Genomic DNA, 20,561 nt, shown 5'->3' on the forward strand with positions numbered 1-20,561 from the left:
TATCCTCTCCTGGATACGGTGTCTCTTAAAGAATCTCCTTATAAGCCCCGTGCCCCCGAACCGGGTGAGGTTACTCCCGGTGAACTGCTCATAGACTTCCTTTATTTTTTGATTGCCTGTCCCTCTTTTTTGAGATATATTCTTTTTCACTTGTTCAGTGCCTCCTCTATAGCTCTTAAGGTTTGTGAAACACCCTTATTTTACTATAGTTGGAGGCACTTTTGTCTAGAAAAATATTCCTTTCATGCATAATTTGGGTTTAAGTGTTTTTAATACACGGTATCTTCTAGGGCCTGCACTTCGGGGTCATATCTTTGGTAGTACACTGGGATGCTGAAGCGCTCTCTGAGCCATTTCAAATAAGATTGAGCCTCCGGTGTAACAAGATTGGGTGAGACGATGATTAACTTTTTTGCCTTGTTCTCCCTTGGGAAATATGCATACTCAATCAATTGAGCTAAGGCATCCCGAATGCAGAGCCTAACAGAGTAAGATGTCTTAATTTCGTAGAAAGTATAGCCGCCATCATCCCCTCTCAAAACAACATCAATTTGCGATCCGTAGCCAGTGCTAATTTCTGTACCTACATTGGCTTTGCCGAATTTTCGCGAGAGTTGTTGATATATGGCGGTTTGGATCTTGTTTTGAACAAGATCTATATCAGACGAATGTTCTTCATATGTCGACTTAGTCAAGGCTTTTTTCTTCTTGTGACCAGCAACAAATTTAAACTCTTTGTCTATTTCAAGTAGTCGAGGTGTTTTTTTATGATTCAGAAGTATATAGTAGCTAGCTTTAACAGAAGAATCATCTCTTGAAAACTCCATTGGTGTGTCCAGAAGTTTAAGATCCTTTGGTCGAAATCGTATGACAGCGAAGTCTTCAGGTTTTATTTGACGGAAATCTTTGACTTTTGCACTGACGCTGGCAAGTTGTTCTTCCATTTCTTTTAGCCAGCTATTTTTTTTTGTATATTTCGTATGCCTTCTTAGATTCCTCCGGAGTTGTTACTATGACATTAAAAATGCGCCCAACCCACCAACGGCTTTTTGTTTCTTCATTGATTGAGTAGAGAGATATGTTCAATGTTCTTCCAACGTATTTAAAACGATGTAGCCCGACGGGTTGCAAGTAAGCGTAGTGCCAGCCGTTTATGAGTTTTGTTATATCTAACAGCCACTCCTCGTGACCAAAACCGGCACTGTGCTCGTAAGTTTTCTTGTTTTTGCTCTTGCCGGATTTGCCAGAGGGTTTACGCCAGCCCTCGGTATTCCAGCAGATTCTAGCTATCTTGTCTTCGATCATTGAGTTTGTTCTTTTATATTATTAGTTGACTCTGAAATATCCGTGATCAGCAGTAGTAAATCAATTTTACACTCCTTAGTTGAAAAATGCCCACCTCATCAAATCTACTCGCCTTCAAACCGTTGGCTAAGTGGGAAAAAGATGATCCCCTCTTGTGCTGCCTTTTGAATTTTTAAGTCAAGAGCATCGTTTAGAGACACATGTCCCTCGAGAATAAGTGCGAGGTCTTGGCCGTCCATTAGGACGATATTTGAAGAGACTCCGCGCGTAAACTCAAGTAAAACCTCAGGCCTATAGCCAGGTATTGAAACGAAAAGACCTCGTGTGCTAGTGATCTTCTTGTCTACCTTTGTTTTAAATGCCGCGAGATCGGCCTCAGTTGGAGGCCCCAGTCGCCAGCGGGCTTCAACGAGGTAGTCAAATCCCTTGAATGGAAAGTGGCCATCAATCTGCTCGGTTGCAGTGCGGTAAGGTCTGCGGTAGCTGATTTCATGAAGCTCGAACAGTTCTGCAAGTAGGTCTTCGAGCCCGTAGCCCCGGTTTTGCGGATCATCAGGAACACTAGCCCATCCGTAGAAAGTTCGTCGCAACTCATCCATCTTCTGAGCGCGCGCCGCTAGGGCAACCTGCTTGCGTCGTGCTTCTTGCACTCGATGATCTGTTGCTTTTTGCTCTTCCTCAATAACTATTTTCTGATTAATAGCAAGTTCTTTGAGCCAACGGAGTGCGTTAAGAGCGGCGTCCATATTAGGAACGCTCTCGTCAGGTACACGACGGAGCTTCACAAGTTCGGTAACAATCCGACGCTGGATTTCGAAGCCTTCTTCTCTTAGTGCGTCCAATTCCGCCAGGATATGCCTTGTAATCTTGTATTTTGACTCGTCAGAGTACCGATCGTATATCTCAGCGGGCACTCCACAAGATAGAAGAAAGCTGCGAAATGGATCCTTAAGCCAGAATGCTTTGCCGCATACGGCAACAATTGCTTCCCTGATTTCGAAAGGTAGGCGTGAACCCATTCAGGATGCCTCTTCATTTGCTTTTAAGTATGAAATTTCCTTAGTGCATTACATCTATATGACGTATCAAAAAAAATGAATTCCCTATTGTCAGTCAGTGTATAATAAGCGCTTTCCTATATCAACTGCAAGCTTAGGATATTATATTTGTAACTTGCCTCATTTACTCGTGAGGTGAAAGTGAAGGAAAACTGTCATCTCGCCTGATTTAAACGGGAATCAAATAATAACATTATTAAACAGTAACCACCGTTCAGCAACCCCAATTGGTGGTTCGAACTGTGCGTTTGCAGAGACCCAGTCGGTGACCCACTGGCTAAACTGAGCGGAACCAACCAAAAGTCTTATATGTAGTTCTACAACAAGCAGCGAGCACGCGACCAGAAGCAATAGATCATTTCGTACAACTCCGGATTGTCCGTTTCTTTCAGGTCCGTCCGTGAACATAGCTGAGTCTTCGTAGTTCGTGCGTATCCGAAGGCGGAATAGGTAATCGATAAGCGTATGAGCGCGAAGCCTGCGGTTTACGTCTTCCTTCTCTGCAATTGTTAGGCGAGGCAATCTGAATTTCGGTTCTTTGCGAGACTTCCTACCGCGGGCCAAGCGTTGCTGTTCTTCTTCCTTCCACGCACGACGCTTATTTTTTCGCTTCTCTTCCCTGACTATCCTTTCTCGCTCAGGAAGAGCGTCCTCGCGGGTAGTTCGGAGTGCCTTGTAAGCGAGACTCCACTGGCTGCGAGGGTCACATGTAGTCCAAGAATGGATTTGGTCGTTTACGTTCACGCCTGCTGGGACGTTTTGTGGCCCAGAATGACTGAAAGCCATAGTCCAAGGCTCAAGCCCAGCGCCACGACCTGCAAACATATTATGGAATTGATTCTGAGTCTTTGGGTGAGAGTCTGGGCGCGGGAAGCCCCTAGAGACGGCTAATGCCTGAGTAGCGTGATAAAATACATAATATGCTTGAACAACCGACCAGTTATTTGACAACCGTATGAGTTCTTCAGCATTGATCACTCGTTCACCAACCCCTAACAGTAGCTCAGTGCCCCATGCATTTTGTAAACTTATCTTGGCTTGATTTATATCTGCATTAAGACAGGTTGCATCGGGAAGGAATCCAGAGTTAAGTACTCGATCAAGAGTTGCATGGAGAGCATCGGCGCGAGTCCTAGTGTTAGCTGCAGCTATTGAGGCGAATGCGCGCAAGTAGTTCGCATGAGTCCTGAAAGCATTCTTAGAGTTCGTGGTTGCCATCCTTGCTAATGATCAAGTCGGAATCTTTTCCGTCTTATCATACTATACGTCGTCTCATACGGAAATTCTTTATATATAATACACAAAGCATAAAATTATCTCACGTACTTTGGCAATGTCTATCTATTTTACCTTCTAAATTTAACCTCCCACGAAGCCTCCAAGAATCTTCCAAGGCTTGCGGCTTCTTCTTCAATATAGGTATGAATGGTTTTAGAGAATTTCTGAAATGGCTCTATCTGTAAAGACGATCGCTTTCCCTGGCGGGTGTAAAACCAGATGCCGATTACCCTTCCGTTTAGCAATATCACCGGGGATATCCATCCCTGGTTGCGATAAACCTTTTTGTAGTGGTGAGAGTGCACCAAATGGTTTTTGTCGGCATGGGCAAGCATGTAGGGGTCAAAGTAAGGCAATAGACGGAGAATGTGGCCATCAACATGGCTATTTCTAAGCTCGTCATAATCTTCTTGAAGGATAAATCCATTCTCATCTTCTATATAAACTTCGACTAATTCATCTTGTAGCGACTCCCAAACCGGCCTTGCTTCTTTCGTGGACATGCCGGTCCATTTAGAAAAATCCCGGAGAGTGGCGGTACCGTATGCCTTCATGTATCGACGGTGGAGTATTTGTTTAGCCTCTTCCTCACGGATTTCTTTCTGCTTCGGAAGCCATTTATCCGTCCGGACAAAGGTCGGTTCTTTGCCTCGGTCAGGGCCGTAACAAATTAAACCCTCCACGATAGCCGGCCGGAAAATATTCCAAACATGGCTCATCCACGTCCTCAACCTCTTTCCTACTACCGGTGAAATTTGTTTGGTTAATTCGCGCTTTGTCATAGGCCCGGCATTAAGCGCATCCATTATAGCTATGTTCATCTTATCGGTTTCCCTTAAAGTGATAACAAACTTGGACATGGTTCTTTGCACGGCCTCCATGCGACTCTTTTTAAGGGCGTTTATATAAACGGAAAAATCAGCAGATGGTAACAGGTGGAGCGTTCCTCGCATACAGTATGTCTTGACTAAGTTGCGGCTTTTCCATAATGCCGAATGGATATCGGCACGGGTGAGTTTGTGCATCCTCGCCCATAAGGCCATCTCGGCGGCGGACATCACCTGGGCCTGAATGCCGCAAACATCTTGGCATACAGTGACGAGTTCAGTCCGATTGTGATCCAGGAAATGATGACGGGTTAACCGAAATGCCGAGACCTGGGGCCATTTGAATGTGCGTTTCATTACTTTGTTTTTCTATGTTTTTTAATCAAGAATCCTGTGGCAAGCTGCTGTTTATGTTAATACAATAATACCATCTGAACTGTCATTGGGAGGAGCATAGCGACGAAGCAATCTAAAAAATCTAAAAGACGAGATTGCTTCACTTCGTTCGCAATGACAAGATAATGGCAACCTAGTAAGAAGCTACAGGAAATTATTCAATTAAGCACACACTCTATCATAACAAAACACCACGCAATGAATGAAGTGTTATATAAGGCTAATAGCAAGTACATTTATCAAGTGAATATTCGCATATGCTTGATTGCTCGGTTTAAACAAGAGCGGGCATGCTAAGTAAGTGAAGAGTCATTTCCAGAAGACTGTCCTCCCTTATGCGAGGGGTGGGAGTCCAAAAAGTCTGTGGATACCCGATTAAGGTGTTCGGGTATGACAAAGATGAGGATTCCCGTTTCCACGGGAATGACAACCGGAGGGGATTCCCCATTGATCCTCCGATTTAACCGGGGGACGGAGATGACAAAAAGTGAAGCAAATGCGACCTGAAGCTAGCGACTACTTTTTTCGTAACGACTGCTTGTACAGGGCCTCTGAAGCATACTGAGAACGAGAATTGCTGTTGACCCGACAACCCCGCTTTGCACATCATGATAAGAACTCCATCAAGTCACACTTGACCTTTACAGCATCGACGCCACGGCGCCGGAAGTCGGATAATCCCTTCTCCGCCTCGTCCAGCCACTCAGCGTAACTATCGGGGAGTGTGTCCCTGTCTTCGGAGACCACTAGAAATAGGCTGTACTGCTCCGGCTTGTACCAAAAGAATCCGACTTTTACAGACACTTGGTACCTCCGCAACTTTGATGTCTAGCCTCAAAGCTCAGCCATGTCAAATAAAAGATGTTCTGCAAGTACTAAGTACCATTAAAGTTTACCTATTGTAGATACCGCTTTGAAGTAGGGTTCTCAGCCGAACGCCGCACTCAGGTTCATATATGTAGAGACGCAAAATGTTGCGTCTCTACGTTAAGAGTGATTCTACTGTGAGATTTTGTTTTTCTTCATGACAGGCTTCCCATCTTTAATAGCCGGCTCTTCGATTCCCCAGCTCCACTTCAGCTCGGGTTTGATCCGGATATATTCTCCGGCGCCGGCATATCCTTCACGAGTAACGACCTCGGCGAGTCCATGGCTCTTGATGCCTCGCGGCTTCCAGGGGATTTATGCTCTCAAGGTCATCGATAACTAATGAGACCTTCGGATTCTCAAGAGTATTCTTGTACTTTAAGGTTTTGGCCAGGTTTAATCCACCGATGTAGAAGCATGTACCGTCAAAATCGAAGCCCACTGGGGCGACATCAGGCGGTAATCCCTTTGATACGGTGGCGATTCTGGCTAGCCGTTGGGACCTCAGATAATTAACCTCTCTTTCTGAAAACATGCTCGCCTCCTTTCGGTCTTTAGGGATAATACACTTTAACCAGACGCATCCGCTTTGCATACGACAATTAACTACACGAGCCAAAATCCATTAGTACATTGCAATGTAGCTGAGATCGAAATTCAAAGAGGTGGGCTGGAGATTATGAGCTTTCGGACTGGAGAGCTTGTTTAGCTTTCTTTGACCAGGGGTCTCTTTTGGAAATGAATCTCTCCCGTTGGAGCTCGACAGGGGCTTTACGCTCTGCGGCGTCTCCTCCGCCTAATAAGTATCCGAGCATCTCACCCCAGGCACCGGCCAGAAGCGCAAAGGATATAGGAACGAGAATCTTTGGCAGAAGCTGGCCTTCACGGCCGGTCCGTCTGATATCGGCCAGAATTCGTCGAAGTCTGATAAGAGGTATTAGGGGCGCTGCCCCGGCATACAATATACGTTTCCACCGGGGCCAGTTTCCTACCTTTGCCCGAGTTGAAGCAAAACTTCGTTGTCCAAGGTAGTCCATAGCCATATAGGTTTTGAGGCTGGAGATGTTAGCATGCCAGGAGACGGCGTCTCCAGCTATAAACATTCTTTTTCCTTTCGAACGCAAGTCAAGAAAAAGAGCAGCCTCGTCCTCCAGCATATCACCGAGCAGGTCGCCGTAATCTAGGAGTAGTTCTCGTTTATAAGAAGAATGGTGGCCCGCCAAGAAGTCGCTTTCCCCTGGTTCTACCGGGGCAACTACCGGGCCGAACTGCCCATACAGGTGCGCCCAGCTCACCAGGGTATTGGGATTGGCGTTTTCCATTGCAAACCCCACCGCATCGTATCCGCTTTCGTGGGCGGCAATTAATCTTTCAGCCCAACTCTCGTGAAGATATGAATGTTCTTCGGCGTATGTGACGTAAGGTGCTCTGGCGGCGCGTACTGCGGTCTCCATCGCCTTACCACAGGTCCGTATATCTGGAAGGATAAGCCACTGCCAGGCGCCAAACCCTTCGAAAAGCTCGTCTTCTATGCCGTCACGATTGGGGGCTACGACGATAAGCTCTATTACCTCCCTAGCTCTCTGCCGCCTTAGCTCCTCGATCACCATCCGGCATTCGGATGCTGATTCGTAGCCTATGGTGAATACCGATAGCTTGAGTGAATGTCCGTCAGATTGCATATTTACACAACCATCCTGGTGATTAAATTATCCAAAAACTTTTAGCCGGAAAGTAAAATGGTATTGTCTGTGAAGCCCTCAGCTTATATTTATGGGCGGTCAGTTTATAACAAACGCTCTCGTCTATCAAGTAAGAGGTTTGCTTATGGCACTTAATGGTTTACCGAGTGCTCAGCCACCCGGAGGAAAGCCTTCACTCTTACCGGTTATTCGCCTACTACATTTGCGTGCAAGTTTAAACGGGGTTCCCAGAAGAGTTTTGCCTATGGGGCTTGTTCTTAATCTATGCGGGATGTGGAAATCAACTTTAAAATCTGGATTCCCGTTTCCACGGGAATGACAACCAGAGAGGATTGCCGATTTACAAAATTTAGCGGGATTCCAGTATTAAACATTGTTCCTGCCTTCTACAAATCTAAAATCATGTTTTAAGCGTATATACGGTGGCTATATTAGATACAGTTGAAGGCTGGCAATGTTATTCTGAGTCGTTTGCCATGCTCAGGGTAAGCTCAGAGAGGAATTCTTAGAGTGTTAGATGCTTTGCGGAGTTTGCACTGAGTGTAACGAACGTGACCAGCATGACGGGCGTGAAGGCATTTCATGAGTCGTGCACCAATTATCCTATTTTCAATGGGTCAAGCATGAATCGAGCGGGAATAACTTGTTCAGGACTGCTAATACTTCTTACCGCATGCGGAGGGACGGAATACAGAATCCCCGACCTGGGCGGTCTTTATACCCGGGCGGCGATGTCTTCAGACCTCTACAAAAACCCGGTCATCCTCATTCCGGGCATACTGGGTTCAAAGCTGGTCGACGGAGAATCGGGGCGCATTGTGTGGGGCGCCTTCGACGGGACCTACGCCGACCCGGAGAAGCCCGACGGGGCAAGACTAATAGCGCTTCCCATGAAAAAGGGAGCACCTCTCACTGAGCTGACTGATGATGTATATCCCGACGGCGCACTGGACCGGGTGAAGGTGAGGCTGCTCGGAATTTCCTTTCTACTCGGCACCTATGTGAACATACTAAGCACCCTCGGTGTGGGCGGATATCGCGATGAGTCCCTGGGCAATGCCGGTCAGGTGGACTATGGCGACGAGCATTTTACCTGCTTCCAGTTTGCTTATGACTGGAGGCGCGATAACGCCGAGAATGCCAAACGACTACACCAGTTTATATTGGAGAAGCGTGCGTACGTTCAAGAGGAATTCAAAAAGAGATATGGTGTTGAGAATTATGATGTGAAGTTCGATATCGTGGCGCACTCTATGGGCGGTCTTGTCACCAGGTATTACCTCCGTTACGGTGGCACACAACTGGCCGATGACAGTTCCTTGCCGGAGGTTACGTGGGAGGGAGCCAAATACGTAGACAAAGCTATTCTGGTCGGTACGCCCAACTCTGGTTCTGTCCATGCTATTGAGGATATGATAAACGGGAAAGAGATTGGTCCCTTTCTGCCCAAATAGGAGGCGGCTATTTTGGGCACCATGCCGTCTGTGTATCAACTCTTCACCAGAACCAGGCACAAAACTCTACGCGATGAATCGGGAGCAGTGCTGGATATCATGGACCCGGAGCTGTGGGTAGAGATGGGGTGGGGGCTTGCTGACCCCGGACAGGATAAGGTTCTTAGTTATCTTCTTCCTGATGTGTCAAGCCCGGAAGAGAGACGGGAGATAGCACTCGACCAACTGAGAAAATCCCTAAAACGAGCGGAGCAATTCCACAGGGCAATCGATATTTTTGCCGAGTCTCCGCCGGGATTAAGGATGTATCTAATCGTTGGTGATGCCGTACCGACCGATTCGGTGCTCACGGTGAAGAACGGCACCGGGGAAATAAAAGTAAGCGAGAAGTCTCCAGGAGACGGTACGGTAACCCGCTCAAGCGCTTTGATGGATGAGAGGGTAGGGGGAAGTGAATGGACGCCTAATCTGGTGACGCCGATTATTTGGTCAAATGTAATGTTTCTTGTGGAGAAGAGTTCCACGGTTTGATTTTGTTTTCAACTACTTGAGCGACGTAGTGGGGAAAACTCCAACATCGGATGGATACACCATCCACTTATGGGCTGACCTGGTCCACACGTGCCGGTCAATGCGGATCCAATTAGGGTCGTCAAACGTTCCGCCAGAAATCGCCCGACGGCCGGGCATGAATTCGGCCGTCCAAGTTACGGTTGTGCCGCAAGTTTCACAGAACTCGGTTTGTACCCAGCGGCCGCTCTCGTCCGAGCGGAATTTGTAGGGCTTGAGCGAACCGCTTATGAATTCGATTTGATTATCTTCAAAATAGACAGCAATACCAAAGGCACTTCCAGTTTTAAGTTGACAAAGCCTACAGTGGCAGGCTGCGGCTATAGCCGGGTCACCTTTCACTCGGTACCGAACTGAGCCGCAAAGACAGCCTCCTTCATTTATTTTATCCATAGCACGGACTCCACATTGGGGTTCACACCTATGATTATACAGAAAACTTCCCCATCAAATCAACCGACTTAGAAGTCGTGTTTCCACAATCAACAAGTAATGCGATAAGCCCCCCATTCCCAATGGCGTTAAGTGACATCCCAACGGCGCTATGCCCTTAATTTAATCGCATTACCCCAATTCCCTTGTAATGAAGGGTTTAGTGCATCTTGTTTATAATTTATAAGAAGTATTCATTCATCAGAAGCGGTCTCATGGATCACCAAGTGATTATTAAGGAATGTTAAGGGTAGTCCACCGGTCCCTTCGACACCTCAGAGAGGCTCAGGACATGCTTGCTGACCCAGGTTGTAGGGGACGCATATATGCGTTCCGTACAATTCAAAATCACAAGTCTTTCTCAACAGAAGATGCTAGCAAGACTCGTAGCTTACACAGTTATGAGGTTAATTCTGAGCCAGATGAAGAGTTCGATATGATAAACATATCCACTCTCCGAGCAACAACCGGTCAAGACTCTCCGCTCGTCAAAATGTCGAAGTAACGGATGTGATATAATAAATCCTTTAGTTTTTATATAACTGGAGGGATTGAAATGATTGACTTATATACCGCAGCGACTCCGAATGGTAGAAAAATCTCCATAATGTTGGAAGAAATTGAACTTCCCTATGAGGTACACCATCTCAATCTGAATGAGATGCAGCAAAAAGAAGAATGGTATCTCAAAATTAACCCGAACGGCAGAATCCCGGCTATAGTGGATAGGGATGAGGACAATTTTGCCGTTTTTGAATCCGGTGCAATCCTCATTTATCTGGCTGAGAAAACAGGAAAGCTCCTTCCTTCCGATACGAAAGGACGCTCTACTGTGATTCAGTGGCTTATGTTTCAGATGGCCGGCATAGGCCCGATGCAGGGGCAGGCGAACGTCTTCTATCGCTATGCGCCGGAGAAAATTGATTACGCAATACAGCGTTATCAAAGAGAGACAAAACGACTCTACCAGGTACTTGATACCCGCCTGAAAGATAACGAGTACCTGGCTGGCGACTTCTACTCTATAGCCGACATCGCAACCTTTCCCTGGATTTCAGCTCACCACTGGGCTGGCGTGGGAACCGAAGACCTTCCTAACCTGAGGCGCTGGCATAAGACCGTGAGGCAGCGTCCGGCTGTAAAACGAGGTATGGAGATCCCAAAGGAAAAGGTAAAGGATGAGTCCGAGGCTGTGGAGAGGGGAAGAAAGCTTTTAGTTTAATCTCCAAAATTCATCTTATGCATTAAAACCAAAACCATTTCGACCTAGAGCTCGTCGAAGGGGAGAAATCTTACACTTTGAGAAATGATACCTTTTGTCAAATTGCTTCGTCGTGGAGTTCATCTCTTCGGCAAGCCTGTCCTGAGGAAATCGAAAGGCTCAGGGCAGGCTCTGAGTCAGCCGAAGGACTCCTCGTAATGACGTGTAATACTACCTACGCAGGTATTGATACTCTAAGGTTTGCCGCAGAGGGGTTCATTGTATTTTTTGAATTTTAAGGAGGAGGAATGAGATGGATCAATATTATAAACCGGAACATCTTGCTCATTTCAGTCAGATAAGTGAGGGTAGTCCTAGGCTGGCCGAAAAGTTTTTTGATTACTATAAATCTGTTTTTGAGGACGGAGCTTTGTCTTCTCGGGAGAAGGCATTGATTGCTTTGGCTGTTTCCCATGCCGTTCAGTGTCCTTACTGCATAGATGCATATAGTAAGGAGTCCCTTCAGCAGGGGGCTGACCTGGAGCAGATGACCGAGGCAATTCTCGTGGCCACCGCTATCCCTGGGGGTGCTTCCCTAGTTCATGGCTTGCTGATGCTCGATCATGTGACAAGGTCGGGAATGTAGATTAGTGCTTAGCAATATTCTTCCAGTAAATGGGTATGGAGGAGTTACTCAATGGAGTCTCGTATGAATGTCTAACTTAAATCAGCTCTACGAGCTCGATACTTAGATGACGTTGATTTACACAGCGGGGAATCTGGCCCGAAGTCTACTACCTCACTTCGTTCAAGACGCTCTCCCCCGGCCACTACCAAAAAACAAATTGAGGTCCTGGAAAGAATCGACCTCTCAAAGTTGCCCCAAGAAGGTAACTTTGCCAACCGACTTATTTTAGCACGAACCAATCTCTTATATTGGACAGAACCTTTTTTCACATAGAGCCAAATCTATGATTGCTGATACAGAAAAATCTTTATTCATAAAAATTTTGTTTGATTTATATATATCCTATGTTTTATATTATTAATATGAAACAGAGGAAGGAAGAGAAGAAGAAGGAAGCGATGGAAAAGGCCATTTACGTGAAAGCGCCGAAGGAGTTCGTGGAGATGCTCAGTCACTCCCAATGGTATCTGAAGATGAGACCGGCGCAAATCGTGAGGGAGGCGGTGATTGAGTACCTGGAGAGACATCTGCCCAAAGAGGCTAAAGAAAAAATATTCAAGAAGGGGGTGAAAAAATGACGGGAAGAACCTCGAAGAGACCCTCAAGGGCCTCGGAGAAAGGCGGAATAAAAAAGCAATATCTAAAATCTAAGTCTTTGTGCAAAGTGACTTTTAAGTTGCCGAAAGAGGCTGCGCCCGATGCCCAAACCGTTAACATCGTCGGAGATTTCAATAGATGGAATAAAGAAGAGACTCCGATGAAAAGGCTCAGGAACGGTGACTTTACGGTAACTCTGGAGTTGGAAACCGGAAGGGAATACAAGTTCAAATATCTTATAGACGATGTTCGATGGGAGAATGACTGGCACGCCGACCGCTATGAGCCGAATGTTTATGGAACCGACGATTCGGTGGTGGTTGTCTGAGTTTGAGAATTAATGTGGGAAGGTTGCTGTTATAGCCCAGTGCTAAAGCCATAGAACATATATACTTGAACGAGTTATGTAGTAAAGACCGGGGAAATGTGGTTTAATCAAATAAAGTCGAATTTGGAGGAGACTCAATGCTGAATAAAGCAACGAACAGGAAAAGCGGGGTTCAACAACCGAGAAAATCGGGAAATATTCTCCTGAGATTTGTCCTAGGGTTTGCTCTGTTATCATTAATTGCTACCTTACCAGACCGGGCCTGGTCGGACGACGCCCAAGATGCAAGAGATGTAGTAACGAAGGCGCGGATAACGGCTGAGAGCTTCGAAATAGACCCTTCCTGGTACCAGATGCTCAGAGAGGCAAAAGGTTTGCTTATAGTGCCGCAGATTATAAAGGGAGGGTTCATCTTTGGCGGTTCCGGAGGAACCGGTGTCCTCTTGGCCCGCGATGCCAAGACTGGGAAGTGGAACGGTCCCGCCTTTTACACGATCGGAGGCGTGAGCTTTGGGCTTCTGGCCGGAGCAGAAGTGATAGAAGCCATAATCATAGTAAGGACGGACCGGGGTCTCACCCGTTTGCTAAACACGGGCGTTAAGCTTGGTGCAGATTTGAGCATCGCTGCTGGACCAGTTGGGGCCGGTGTAGGAGCCGGTAATATAATCGCCGACCTGGTCGTGTTAGCCCGTACCAAGGGGCTTTACGGCGGCGTGTCTCTCGAGGGCTCTCTGGTTAACGTAAGGGATTCGTTGAATGGAGCCTATTACGGCAAGCCGGTCAGCACCACCGACATATTGATATTTGGCGATGTCAGGAATCCACAGGCTGATGGGCTTATCTCTGCGGTCAAGAAACTGACCGGAAGGTAGATAGCTCCTTAGAATTAAATCTTGGGTTGGCAGGAGGTCGAAATATGGCTGCTCTTTTGAGCAAAGCCTGATATGAGTGGTGCCTATTTGATTGATCCCGCTTAATAGGATCGAATTCTGCTATAATGAGGGTTGAATTTTGCCCAATCTCCGAAGGGACCGTTCGAGGTTCCTACTCGTCAGACACGTCAAACATATCTTCAATCTGCCCTTTCTTGGTAACTTGCTCATCGATGGTTATTTCATAAGAATCTGCGTCAAGTTCCTCACAGCAAAGAAAGGGAGGAATATCCAGTTCTTCAACCTTCCTAAACTCTTCCTTTGTCCCCTCGAAAGCGACTTTTTTATGGACAATTCCACACTTGGGGCAGACTTTTTTGAAAATTAATTTAAGCACCATGTATCGCTCCTTTTACCAGAATTTAGAGTTATGTACTCAAATCATCATCCTTGACCCTTCACATTCACTGCGCCGAGTCAGAGAGGGCTGTTTTTAAATCCATTTGTATGGTTAAATACATTGAGATAGCCCTTATGTAGATAAACTGCAACCAATATCGTTTCTTCACAGTTGTTATTTCTTAAAAAGCGATACCTTTTTGCCAGCTCTTGCTTTAAATTAGAAGCGGTAAATCGTCTATCCCGTAGAGCCCATGCTATTAGCCGTGTCGATTGTACTCTATATTGCCGACTATATCAAACTTCATTTTTCTTTTACCGGTTATATTCAAATCAACCTATATAGTCTTTAATGGTGTTCCTGCCACTTTTCTGGGAAATGGGAAAACGAACTCGGAAGACTCTAAGTCCGTCGGTTATTAACTAGGGGTAATGAAAGGGAGGCCTTATACCACAAATGCGGTATTAATTTTTGATAATGGCTAGGCTGCCGTATAAAAATTATGATTTATATGGTAGAATGTTCCTCCCAACTAGGTGCTGAATAGTTGTGTATACGTTCTAATCTACGTCCAGGTGGTTTGAGAATACTCTGCTCAGTCTGTGGATGTGAAAATTATTCGGAGTTCAAGTTCTGTGGAGAATGTATTACATCTAGTACAGGAGAGTTTATGTTTTCCAAACCCATCCTGGTAGAGGCCAGAACGCTGCGAATTTCCGGCGATGTGCTGTGTTAGATGGCTGACCGTACTTTTCGCATAGGTCTAAACTGAGTAAATTCGCTGCGCCAGAGTCACTCTTTCTCCCCAAATCGGGACCTCCAAGAAAGGTGAAGAATGAGAAAGCTTCGGATTGGGATCATAGATTTGATCACCAAGGCCCCCATGCGTTCATTGTGGGCGCGGGTGATGCATGCCAACTTGTCCGGCATTATGCCCCAGGTCATCGCTACCTGGTGCGAGCAGGGAGGCCACGACGTAACCTTAGTTCACTTTACCGGTCTTGAGGACCTGGCCGAAGAGGTGCCCAAAAACGTGGACATAGTTTTTATAAGCGCGTTTACACAAGCCGCACAGCAATCTTATGCCCTGAGTAATCGGTATAGAGCAGAGGGTACCATTACCGTACTGGGAGGCCCCCATGCTCGTTGTTACCCACAGGATGCACAAAAGTACTTCGACTACGTGCTGGGGTTGACGGATAAACAGTTGATCGGTGACGTGCTTGAGGACTGTTCACGATACAGGCCGTACGGTCGATATTTGTCTGCTAGCCAACAGCCGACGATGCTTCCAGGAGTACGGGAACGATGGAAGTTTATCGAGCAAGTAATTAAGAAGGCGCCGATTATCAAGGTTGTCCCCATGATCGGCAGTATGGGGTGTCCCTACACCTGTAGTTTTTGTATTGACTCCGTAGTCCCCTATCAACCCCTTGAATTCGATACAATCAAAGATGACCTAAGATTCCTCATGAAGAAGTTTAAGCGGCCGCTGGTAGCTTGGTATGACCCAAACTTTGGAGTCCGGTTTGATGACTATATGGAGGCAATTGAGGAAGCGGCACCGATAAACAGCATCGATTTCATCGCCGAGAGTAGTTTGTCCCTGCTTTCCGAGCCGCATTTAAAGCGCCTGAAACAAAATGGGTTTAAAGCCCTTCTGCCCGGTATCGAATCCTGGTATGACATGGCGGCTAAGTCGAAGACCGGCAAGAAGCAGGGCATGGAGAAGCTTATACATGTTTCAGAGCATGTAAACACAATTTTGAGATACGTACCTTACGTACAAACAAACTTCGTGATCGGGCTGGATACGGACGAGGGTTCCGAGCCATTCGAGCTGACTAAGAAATTCGTGGATATGACCCCGGCTGCCTTTCCTGCCTATCCTCTCCTAACCGCATTTGGCCAGGCCGCCCCCATCAACCTAGAGTACCAGCGTGCGGATCGGGTTCTGCCGTTCCCCTTCCACTTTCTCAACAACAACCACGCCATGAATGTCCGGCCTAAGAACTATTCCTGGACCGAATTTTATGACCACCTGATTAACCTGGCAGAGCACTCCTTTTCCTGGCGCTCGATCTTCAATCGTTTCCGGGCGACCACTTCCCGAATACCGAGGTGGATGAATTTGGTAAGGGCGATATCATCGGAGGGATTTGGGCGACTGAATTTTTATCAGAAGGTGCGTGGCCTACTCGACCAAGACCGGGCATTCCGAGACTTTTTCGAGGGGGAAACGACCAAGGTGCCGCAATTTTATTTGGATATAATCAAAAAAGACCTTGGTTCACTCTGGGAATGGCTGCCGGAGGGAGCGATATACCATGACCCAAACGCCTATCTGAAGGCGGAACTGGAGAGGGAAAAAAGTAGAGTTAGGGCTTGAGAGACTTAGCCCATTTTCTCTAATTCCCTTATTGATGGATATTGATAAAGGGGGGAGGATTTTGGTTGTAGATTTGCCCATTATATCTTGTTATACTTCAAAGGCTTTCGTTTATCCAATTCTGTACTTGAATTTTGAGGTCAAATACTATGCTTTGAGCAGATGATCCTGTAGTGGAAAATGTCCCCACGACTGAACGAGTCCTGGTACAAACTATCTTAGAATCAAGCTGCCAGCGGTTCTCTCCCAATAGTTTTATGCTTCCAATTAGAGAGTAATCGAACCGGCCTCGTCGGGCTGCTTGGCAGGCACTGGTCTTGATTATGCTCTCCAACTCGAATTGTTCATGTTTATATTTTGGGATAAACCGAGATAACAAAGTCAACGATATAATCTTTGTAATCCTCAGTGCTTAGTTTTGCCCTGATAATAAGACGCATCAACATCGATTTGAGTACAACGGCCGGCCATTAGAGTTCTTCTGCTAATTTTTTGGTGAGTTCGGCAGCCGGAGTCTCTTTGCACCCAGTGGTGTTCTGGCCAGCCCAGAGTGGGGAGAAATCGCCGGAGCCCCGGCTTTCCGCCTTGGCGCGTAAAGGAGCGATGGCGGAAGCGGCTAGAGGAAAAGGGGGTACAATTGAGCTGATTGGCCCAAGCTCTCTCATTATACGGTTCACGATTCCCCGCGCCGGTCGTCCGCTGAAAAGGTTTGTGAGTGCCGTGTGCAGAGCGGCCTCACTCTTTAGTGAAGCCCGGTGTACTACGCTTGTGGTGGCTTCCGGGCAGAGTAGATAAGCTGTACCAATCTGCACGCCGGCTGAGCCAAGCATCATAGCAGCCGCAACACCTCTCGCATCGGCGATGCCGCCGGCGGCAATGACCGGGACCTTTACTTTCCGCACGATCTGTGACACCAGAGCAAACGTGCCAACCTGGGTAGTTAAGTCGTCTGACAAGAACATTCCGCGATGTCCGCCTGCTTCGAGGCCTTGTGCAATGATGGCATCGACACCGTTTGCTTCGAGCCAGAGGGCCTCTTCAACGGTGGTCGCCGAAGAGATAACCTTCGAGCCCAGGGCCTTAACTCGTGCCAGCAATTCTGCCGATGGTAAACCGAAATGAAAGCTCACCACAGCGGGCTTGAATTCATCCAGCACGTCGGCGGCTTCTGGGCTGAACGGCGCGCGTCCCGGCCCGACGGGAATGGTTTTCGGGTCGATGCCAAGCTCATTGTAATACGGCAAAAGTGCGGCTCTCCATGCTGCTTCGAGCTCGACGCTAGGCGTAGGTGGCTGGTGGCAAAAGAAATTGACGTTGAAGGGCTTGTCAGTTTGTGCCTTGATCGCTCTTAGTTCATCGCGCGTGACTTCAAGACTTAGCATAGCGCAGGGGAGTGAGCCCAGCCCGCCAGCATTGGACACAGCGACCGCCAGAGCGCTTCCTTGCACACCGGCCATAGGTGCCTGAATTATGGGTAGCTCTATTCCCAGGAGTTGTTGCAGGGTCATCCTTTGAACCCGAATCCGTCTCATGCTCCCGGCACGATCCTTTTAGTACTGCCTTACCATGAGTCTTACCATAGCATTCCTGCGCGTTAAGCAGTTGGCTAGGGTGTAGAAATGCAGTCTAACCCTTTACGGTACTGGAATCAAATGCGGGTCACTTCTAAGGCTAGGGGTAGTCTCGCACATGTACCAATCTGTCTGTCAGATAGTACATCACACGGAACACAAGGTTCTTCTTGAAGTAAGTTAAGACATTTTGCGAATCCGGTGCCTAAAGCCTGAATTTGTCTTAATCCGTATCCGGTTCAAGAGGTAGAGTTTCTTTCGTTATTCAAAGGAGACCAATTCTGCATCCTCGTCGATCGCCAGACCTATTCCCCGCACATATACTTTTAAGTCTCTTGCACCGCCTTCGAGGGGATTGCAGTCCTCGGTCGTTAGCGTATCGTCAAAGTCTCCAGCCGGAACTTCTATAGGCCCGCCTAATGCTAGAACTTCCGCTTGGTCTTCGGCTACGCCGGGTGCGCCCTCCTGCATGAACACGTCACCAACTTGCGGGTCAGCAGGCATAACAATGCCGGGCACGTTTCCATTTTCTCCAGCGCGCCAAGCGCCTTCGTGGCTGGGCTCTTCTCCGTTACAAAGAAACTCATCCCCGACCTCCTCAAGCCCGTCGTTGCATTCATCTACGTCCTCGCCGAAGTAGCAGACAGTGCCGTCCGGTGCCTGGGCGAAAAAGTTCCGTGAAACCTCGACTAGCACACCGTCCTCAAATTCGACCTCCTCCACAACACGCGTTTCTACACCGGCAACCTCTTCCGTCTCGTCCAAAACATTTATTTCTATCCTGATCTCGGTACCTTCGTCGTCCACTCCCTCAAGCACACTCTGACTGCCCACCACCGCCGGGAAGAAGCCGTTGTCAATAATTAACGAGAACGGGCCGCCTGTCTCCGGGTCGCAAACCTCGATACTCAGGGTGGTCGCTGGGCATACTCCGCCACCGCCGTCACCGTCACACCCACCCCCCCAGAGGACAAGGAAAAGAGAAAAACATAGAGCAAATACATAGGTTAATCGTCTCATGGTTATTGTTTTTTTCATTTTCCCCTCCTTATGGCTCTATTTTTTTACTGATATTAACACAGGAGGATTACGGGAACCTTTCCTCAACATTACATCTTGGAAAGGTTTACAGTAACCCTTAACCACGAAGACACGTAGGCACGAAGAAAACAGAAAAGCATTAAAATTTTCTATTTTCTCTGTCCTCCATTACTAGATAATATCGGTTAAATCGGGAAGACGAACCTTGAGGACAAAGCCCGTCCGGTTGTTAGAGGCTTCATCGAACGGGCCAGGCATTGCCCTTTACCAATCTAGTCGGCTTGCTTAATGATCACTCCATCACGAAACAGGTCTCGACGGCTGTCTGATTTCCGCTTTCCTCTCTTACCAATACCTCTAGCTTGAGATCATCTCCCGAAGCAAAAAGTCCCTCAGGAACGACCACCATTGTCACATCAGGTGGGAGGTCGAGGGTAAACTTAAGGAGATTTGGCTCCTCCCGCTCGACGACGACCTGGTAGCCGACAATATTAATCCTTGGTGAAGATTTCGGCGTGCCTATCTCCGGGTGTGATAGTGTGACCGGATCCCACTCTATAACGATGGGCTCGCCAACTGATGGGAGTGGGTCGGCATCGCAGTCGTCGGCCGCCGCTTCTCCGGAAATCAAGATATTGTCAGGAGGGGCAGGAATGATGTGCTTGAGCCGATCCGTGCTCTCCAGCTCCTCTCCCTCGAGAGTGATGCCGGAGATTTCGTATTTTCCCTCCGGGAACCGCTGGAAGAATTTTTCGGGCGGGAGCTCGTCGAAAGGTGGCTCGGCACTCTCGAAGAAAAGTTCGGTAAGGCCTTGCCGTCCCAGACGGCCTTTGTTTTCAACCGAGAGAATCTGGCGTTCGTTCGGGTCTTCGATCTGGAGCATCCTCCAGGGTTCTCCATCGATGAGAGCGTGGATTCCCAAATCTCCATCTGTGTCGTTGAGCTCGAGGAAGATGTTCGACACGTCAAAAGGGATCTCGTCACCCTGCGCCTTGGCGGTGCTGCCAGGCAGCCCGAGCAAGATGAATGTTGCAACTATCGCTAAAAAACATGCTGCAATGTATTCGATCCACGATGCATGATTTATCCTGTATCTTGCATCCTGAATCCTATAAACAAGCGCTTCTAATCCTTTTATGCTTTTCATGTTGCACCTCCTTAACTGGTTTTATGCAGATAATATCAGGAGATAGTTGCCGGAAGATTTCCCCAACATTACATCTTGGAAAGGTTTAGAAAATATTAAGAATGGATCACAATTTTGTCCGATCAGCTGCCTGAGAGCGACTAAGCACTAAGGCAGTAAGTTATACAAATTCAGCTAACGTATACCCACTACTACTTGCTCTCGGTCGGGTTGAATTCTAGCAAAACCCGTTCGTCCTGAGCCTGGTGGTCGAAGGACGCAGTTATGTCGGAGTGAACGCTTATCATCCTTCGATGAACTCAGGATCAGCGGGTACTTATCTAGGAAGATTATTTCACTGGAGAGAATTGTTATTTCTTAGATGATATTACGCTAAGTTAAGAATATAACCCGTTTATTGGGTGATCCCAGTGTCTCAGTGGTGAATAGTTACTCAG

20 protein-coding genes are annotated in these 20,561 nt (G+C 47.4%); 8 read left to right on the forward strand and 12 right to left on the reverse strand.

Going from position 1 to position 20,561, the window contains the following annotated elements; genetic code table 11:
* Positions 1-269: 269 nt before the first annotated feature.
* The 7 genes from VNN20_03940 to VNN20_03970 form a co-directional block, all read right to left on the reverse strand.
* On the reverse strand, positions 270-944 hold the full coding sequence (locus VNN20_03940) for a hypothetical protein (protein ID HWP91335.1): 675 nt from the start codon (positions 942-944) through the stop codon (positions 270-272).
* Between the two features lie 13 nt (positions 945-957).
* Positions 958-1,305, reverse strand: coding sequence for a hypothetical protein (locus tag VNN20_03945; GenBank protein HWP91336.1), 348 nt, complete (start codon positions 1,303-1,305; stop codon positions 958-960).
* Positions 1,306-1,409: 104 nt separating this feature from the next.
* Positions 1,410-2,324, reverse strand: coding sequence for a restriction endonuclease (locus tag VNN20_03950; protein ID HWP91337.1), 915 nt, complete (start codon positions 2,322-2,324; stop codon positions 1,410-1,412).
* Positions 2,325-3,709: 1,385 nt separating this feature from the next.
* Complete coding sequence (locus tag VNN20_03955) at positions 3,710-4,825, reverse strand: winged helix DNA-binding domain-containing protein (protein ID HWP91338.1); 1,116 nt, start codon at positions 4,823-4,825, stop codon at positions 3,710-3,712.
* 645 nt (positions 4,826-5,470) lie between these two features.
* Positions 5,471-5,668 carry a hypothetical protein gene (locus VNN20_03960; GenBank protein ID HWP91339.1) on the reverse strand — a complete coding sequence of 66 codons (198 nt, stop codon included), beginning with the start codon at positions 5,666-5,668 and terminating at the stop codon, positions 5,471-5,473.
* 319 nt (positions 5,669-5,987) lie between these two features.
* Positions 5,988-6,266 carry a pyridoxamine 5'-phosphate oxidase family protein gene (locus VNN20_03965; protein ID HWP91340.1) on the reverse strand — a complete coding sequence of 93 codons (279 nt, stop codon included), beginning with the start codon at positions 6,264-6,266 and terminating at the stop codon, positions 5,988-5,990.
* Positions 6,267-6,408: 142 nt separating this feature from the next.
* Complete coding sequence (locus VNN20_03970) at positions 6,409-7,413, reverse strand: glycosyltransferase (GenBank protein HWP91341.1); 1,005 nt, start codon at positions 7,411-7,413, stop codon at positions 6,409-6,411.
* Positions 7,414-7,994: 581 nt separating this feature from the next.
* Here VNN20_03970 and VNN20_03975 point away from each other — a divergent pair.
* Complete coding sequence (locus VNN20_03975) at positions 7,995-8,888, forward strand: hypothetical protein (GenBank protein ID HWP91342.1); 894 nt, start codon at positions 7,995-7,997, stop codon at positions 8,886-8,888.
* A gap of 12 nt (positions 8,889-8,900) precedes the next feature.
* Positions 8,901-9,419 carry a hypothetical protein gene (locus VNN20_03980; protein ID HWP91343.1) on the forward strand — a complete coding sequence of 173 codons (519 nt, stop codon included), beginning with the start codon at positions 8,901-8,903 and terminating at the stop codon, positions 9,417-9,419.
* A gap of 12 nt (positions 9,420-9,431) precedes the next feature.
* Here VNN20_03980 and VNN20_03985 read toward each other — a convergent pair whose 3' ends face one another.
* The gene (locus tag VNN20_03985) at positions 9,432-9,851 is read right to left on the reverse strand and encodes a GFA family protein (protein HWP91344.1); all 420 of its coding nucleotides are present in this window, start codon (positions 9,849-9,851) and stop codon (positions 9,432-9,434) included.
* Between the two features lie 595 nt (positions 9,852-10,446).
* On the opposite strand from VNN20_03985, the gene VNN20_03990 reads away from it, so the two are divergent.
* From VNN20_03990 to VNN20_04010, 5 genes are all read left to right on the forward strand, one after another.
* Entirely contained in the window at positions 10,447-11,112 is a 666-nt protein-coding gene (locus tag VNN20_03990; protein HWP91345.1) for a glutathione binding-like protein, read from the forward strand.
* A 292-nt stretch (positions 11,113-11,404) separates the two neighbouring features.
* A complete protein-coding gene (locus VNN20_03995; protein HWP91346.1) occupies positions 11,405-11,737 on the forward strand; it encodes an arsenosugar biosynthesis-associated peroxidase-like protein in 333 nt (110 codons plus the stop codon).
* 404 nt (positions 11,738-12,141) lie between these two features.
* Positions 12,142-12,357 carry a hypothetical protein gene (locus VNN20_04000; GenBank protein HWP91347.1) on the forward strand — a complete coding sequence of 72 codons (216 nt, stop codon included), beginning with the start codon at positions 12,142-12,144 and terminating at the stop codon, positions 12,355-12,357.
* Positions 12,354-12,704 carry an isoamylase early set domain-containing protein gene (locus VNN20_04005; protein HWP91348.1) on the forward strand — a complete coding sequence of 117 codons (351 nt, stop codon included), beginning with the start codon at positions 12,354-12,356 and terminating at the stop codon, positions 12,702-12,704. The genes VNN20_04000 and VNN20_04005 overlap by 4 nt, the downstream gene beginning before the upstream one ends.
* Before the next feature lie 137 nt (positions 12,705-12,841).
* A complete protein-coding gene (locus VNN20_04010; protein HWP91349.1) occupies positions 12,842-13,576 on the forward strand; it encodes a lipid-binding SYLF domain-containing protein in 735 nt (244 codons plus the stop codon).
* 172 nt (positions 13,577-13,748) lie between these two features.
* On the opposite strand, the gene VNN20_04015 is transcribed toward VNN20_04010, so the two are convergent.
* A complete protein-coding gene (locus VNN20_04015) occupies positions 13,749-13,976 on the reverse strand; it encodes a hypothetical protein (protein HWP91350.1) in 228 nt (75 codons plus the stop codon).
* A gap of 835 nt (positions 13,977-14,811) precedes the next feature.
* Here VNN20_04015 and VNN20_04020 point away from each other — a divergent pair.
* Positions 14,812-16,365 carry a cobalamin-dependent protein gene (locus VNN20_04020; protein HWP91351.1) on the forward strand — a complete coding sequence of 518 codons (1,554 nt, stop codon included), beginning with the start codon at positions 14,812-14,814 and terminating at the stop codon, positions 16,363-16,365.
* A gap of 470 nt (positions 16,366-16,835) precedes the next feature.
* On the opposite strand, the gene VNN20_04025 is transcribed toward VNN20_04020, so the two are convergent.
* From VNN20_04025 to VNN20_04035, 3 genes are all read right to left on the reverse strand, one after another.
* Complete coding sequence (locus VNN20_04025) at positions 16,836-17,873, reverse strand: nitronate monooxygenase (protein HWP91352.1); 1,038 nt, start codon at positions 17,871-17,873, stop codon at positions 16,836-16,838.
* Between the two features lie 324 nt (positions 17,874-18,197).
* Positions 18,198-18,974, reverse strand: a complete 777-nt coding sequence (locus tag VNN20_04030; GenBank protein ID HWP91353.1) for a hypothetical protein — start codon at positions 18,972-18,974, stop codon at positions 18,198-18,200.
* 295 nt (positions 18,975-19,269) lie between these two features.
* Positions 19,270-20,124 carry a hypothetical protein gene (locus tag VNN20_04035; GenBank protein ID HWP91354.1) on the reverse strand — a complete coding sequence of 285 codons (855 nt, stop codon included), beginning with the start codon at positions 20,122-20,124 and terminating at the stop codon, positions 19,270-19,272.
* Between the last annotated feature and the right edge of the window lie 437 nt (positions 20,125-20,561).

The organism is Thermodesulfobacteriota bacterium, from assembly GCA_035559815.1.
Taxonomy (GTDB): domain Bacteria; phylum Desulfobacterota_D; class UBA1144; order Nemesobacterales; family CSP1-2; genus DATMAT01.

Coding starts and splice junctions, on each gene's coding strand:
- VNN20_03990 (HWP91345.1), top strand. CDS start 10,447: ATGATTGACTTATATACCGCAGCGACTCCGAATGGTAGAAAAATCTCC.
- VNN20_03985 (HWP91344.1), bottom strand. CDS start 9,851: ATGGATAAAATAAATGAAGGAGGCTGTCTTTGCGGCTCAGTTCGGTAC.
- VNN20_03975 (HWP91342.1), top strand. CDS start 7,995: ATGACGGGCGTGAAGGCATTTCATGAGTCGTGCACCAATTATCCTATT.
- VNN20_03965 (HWP91340.1), bottom strand. CDS start 6,266: ATGTTTTCAGAAAGAGAGGTTAATTATCTGAGGTCCCAACGGCTAGCC.
- VNN20_03950 (HWP91337.1), bottom strand. CDS start 2,324: ATGGGTTCACGCCTACCTTTCGAAATCAGGGAAGCAATTGTTGCCGTA.
- VNN20_03970 (HWP91341.1), bottom strand. CDS start 7,413: ATGCAATCTGACGGACATTCACTCAAGCTATCGGTATTCACCATAGGC.
- VNN20_03995 (HWP91346.1), top strand. CDS start 11,405: ATGGATCAATATTATAAACCGGAACATCTTGCTCATTTCAGTCAGATA.
- VNN20_04015 (HWP91350.1), bottom strand. CDS start 13,976: ATGGTGCTTAAATTAATTTTCAAAAAAGTCTGCCCCAAGTGTGGAATT.
- VNN20_03955 (HWP91338.1), bottom strand. CDS start 4,825: ATGAAACGCACATTCAAATGGCCCCAGGTCTCGGCATTTCGGTTAACC.
- VNN20_04020 (HWP91351.1), top strand. CDS start 14,812: ATGAGAAAGCTTCGGATTGGGATCATAGATTTGATCACCAAGGCCCCC.
- VNN20_03940 (HWP91335.1), bottom strand. CDS start 944: ATGGAAGAACAACTTGCCAGCGTCAGTGCAAAAGTCAAAGATTTCCGT.
- VNN20_04025 (HWP91352.1), bottom strand. CDS start 17,873: ATGACCCTGCAACAACTCCTGGGAATAGAGCTACCCATAATTCAGGCA.
- VNN20_04005 (HWP91348.1), top strand. CDS start 12,354: ATGACGGGAAGAACCTCGAAGAGACCCTCAAGGGCCTCGGAGAAAGGC.
- VNN20_04030 (HWP91353.1), bottom strand. CDS start 18,974: ATGAAAAAAACAATAACCATGAGACGATTAACCTATGTATTTGCTCTA.
- VNN20_04010 (HWP91349.1), top strand. CDS start 12,842: ATGCTGAATAAAGCAACGAACAGGAAAAGCGGGGTTCAACAACCGAGA.
- VNN20_04035 (HWP91354.1), bottom strand. CDS start 20,124: ATGAAAAGCATAAAAGGATTAGAAGCGCTTGTTTATAGGATTCAGGAT.
- VNN20_04000 (HWP91347.1), top strand. CDS start 12,142: ATGAAACAGAGGAAGGAAGAGAAGAAGAAGGAAGCGATGGAAAAGGCC.
- VNN20_03945 (HWP91336.1), bottom strand. CDS start 1,305: ATGATCGAAGACAAGATAGCTAGAATCTGCTGGAATACCGAGGGCTGG.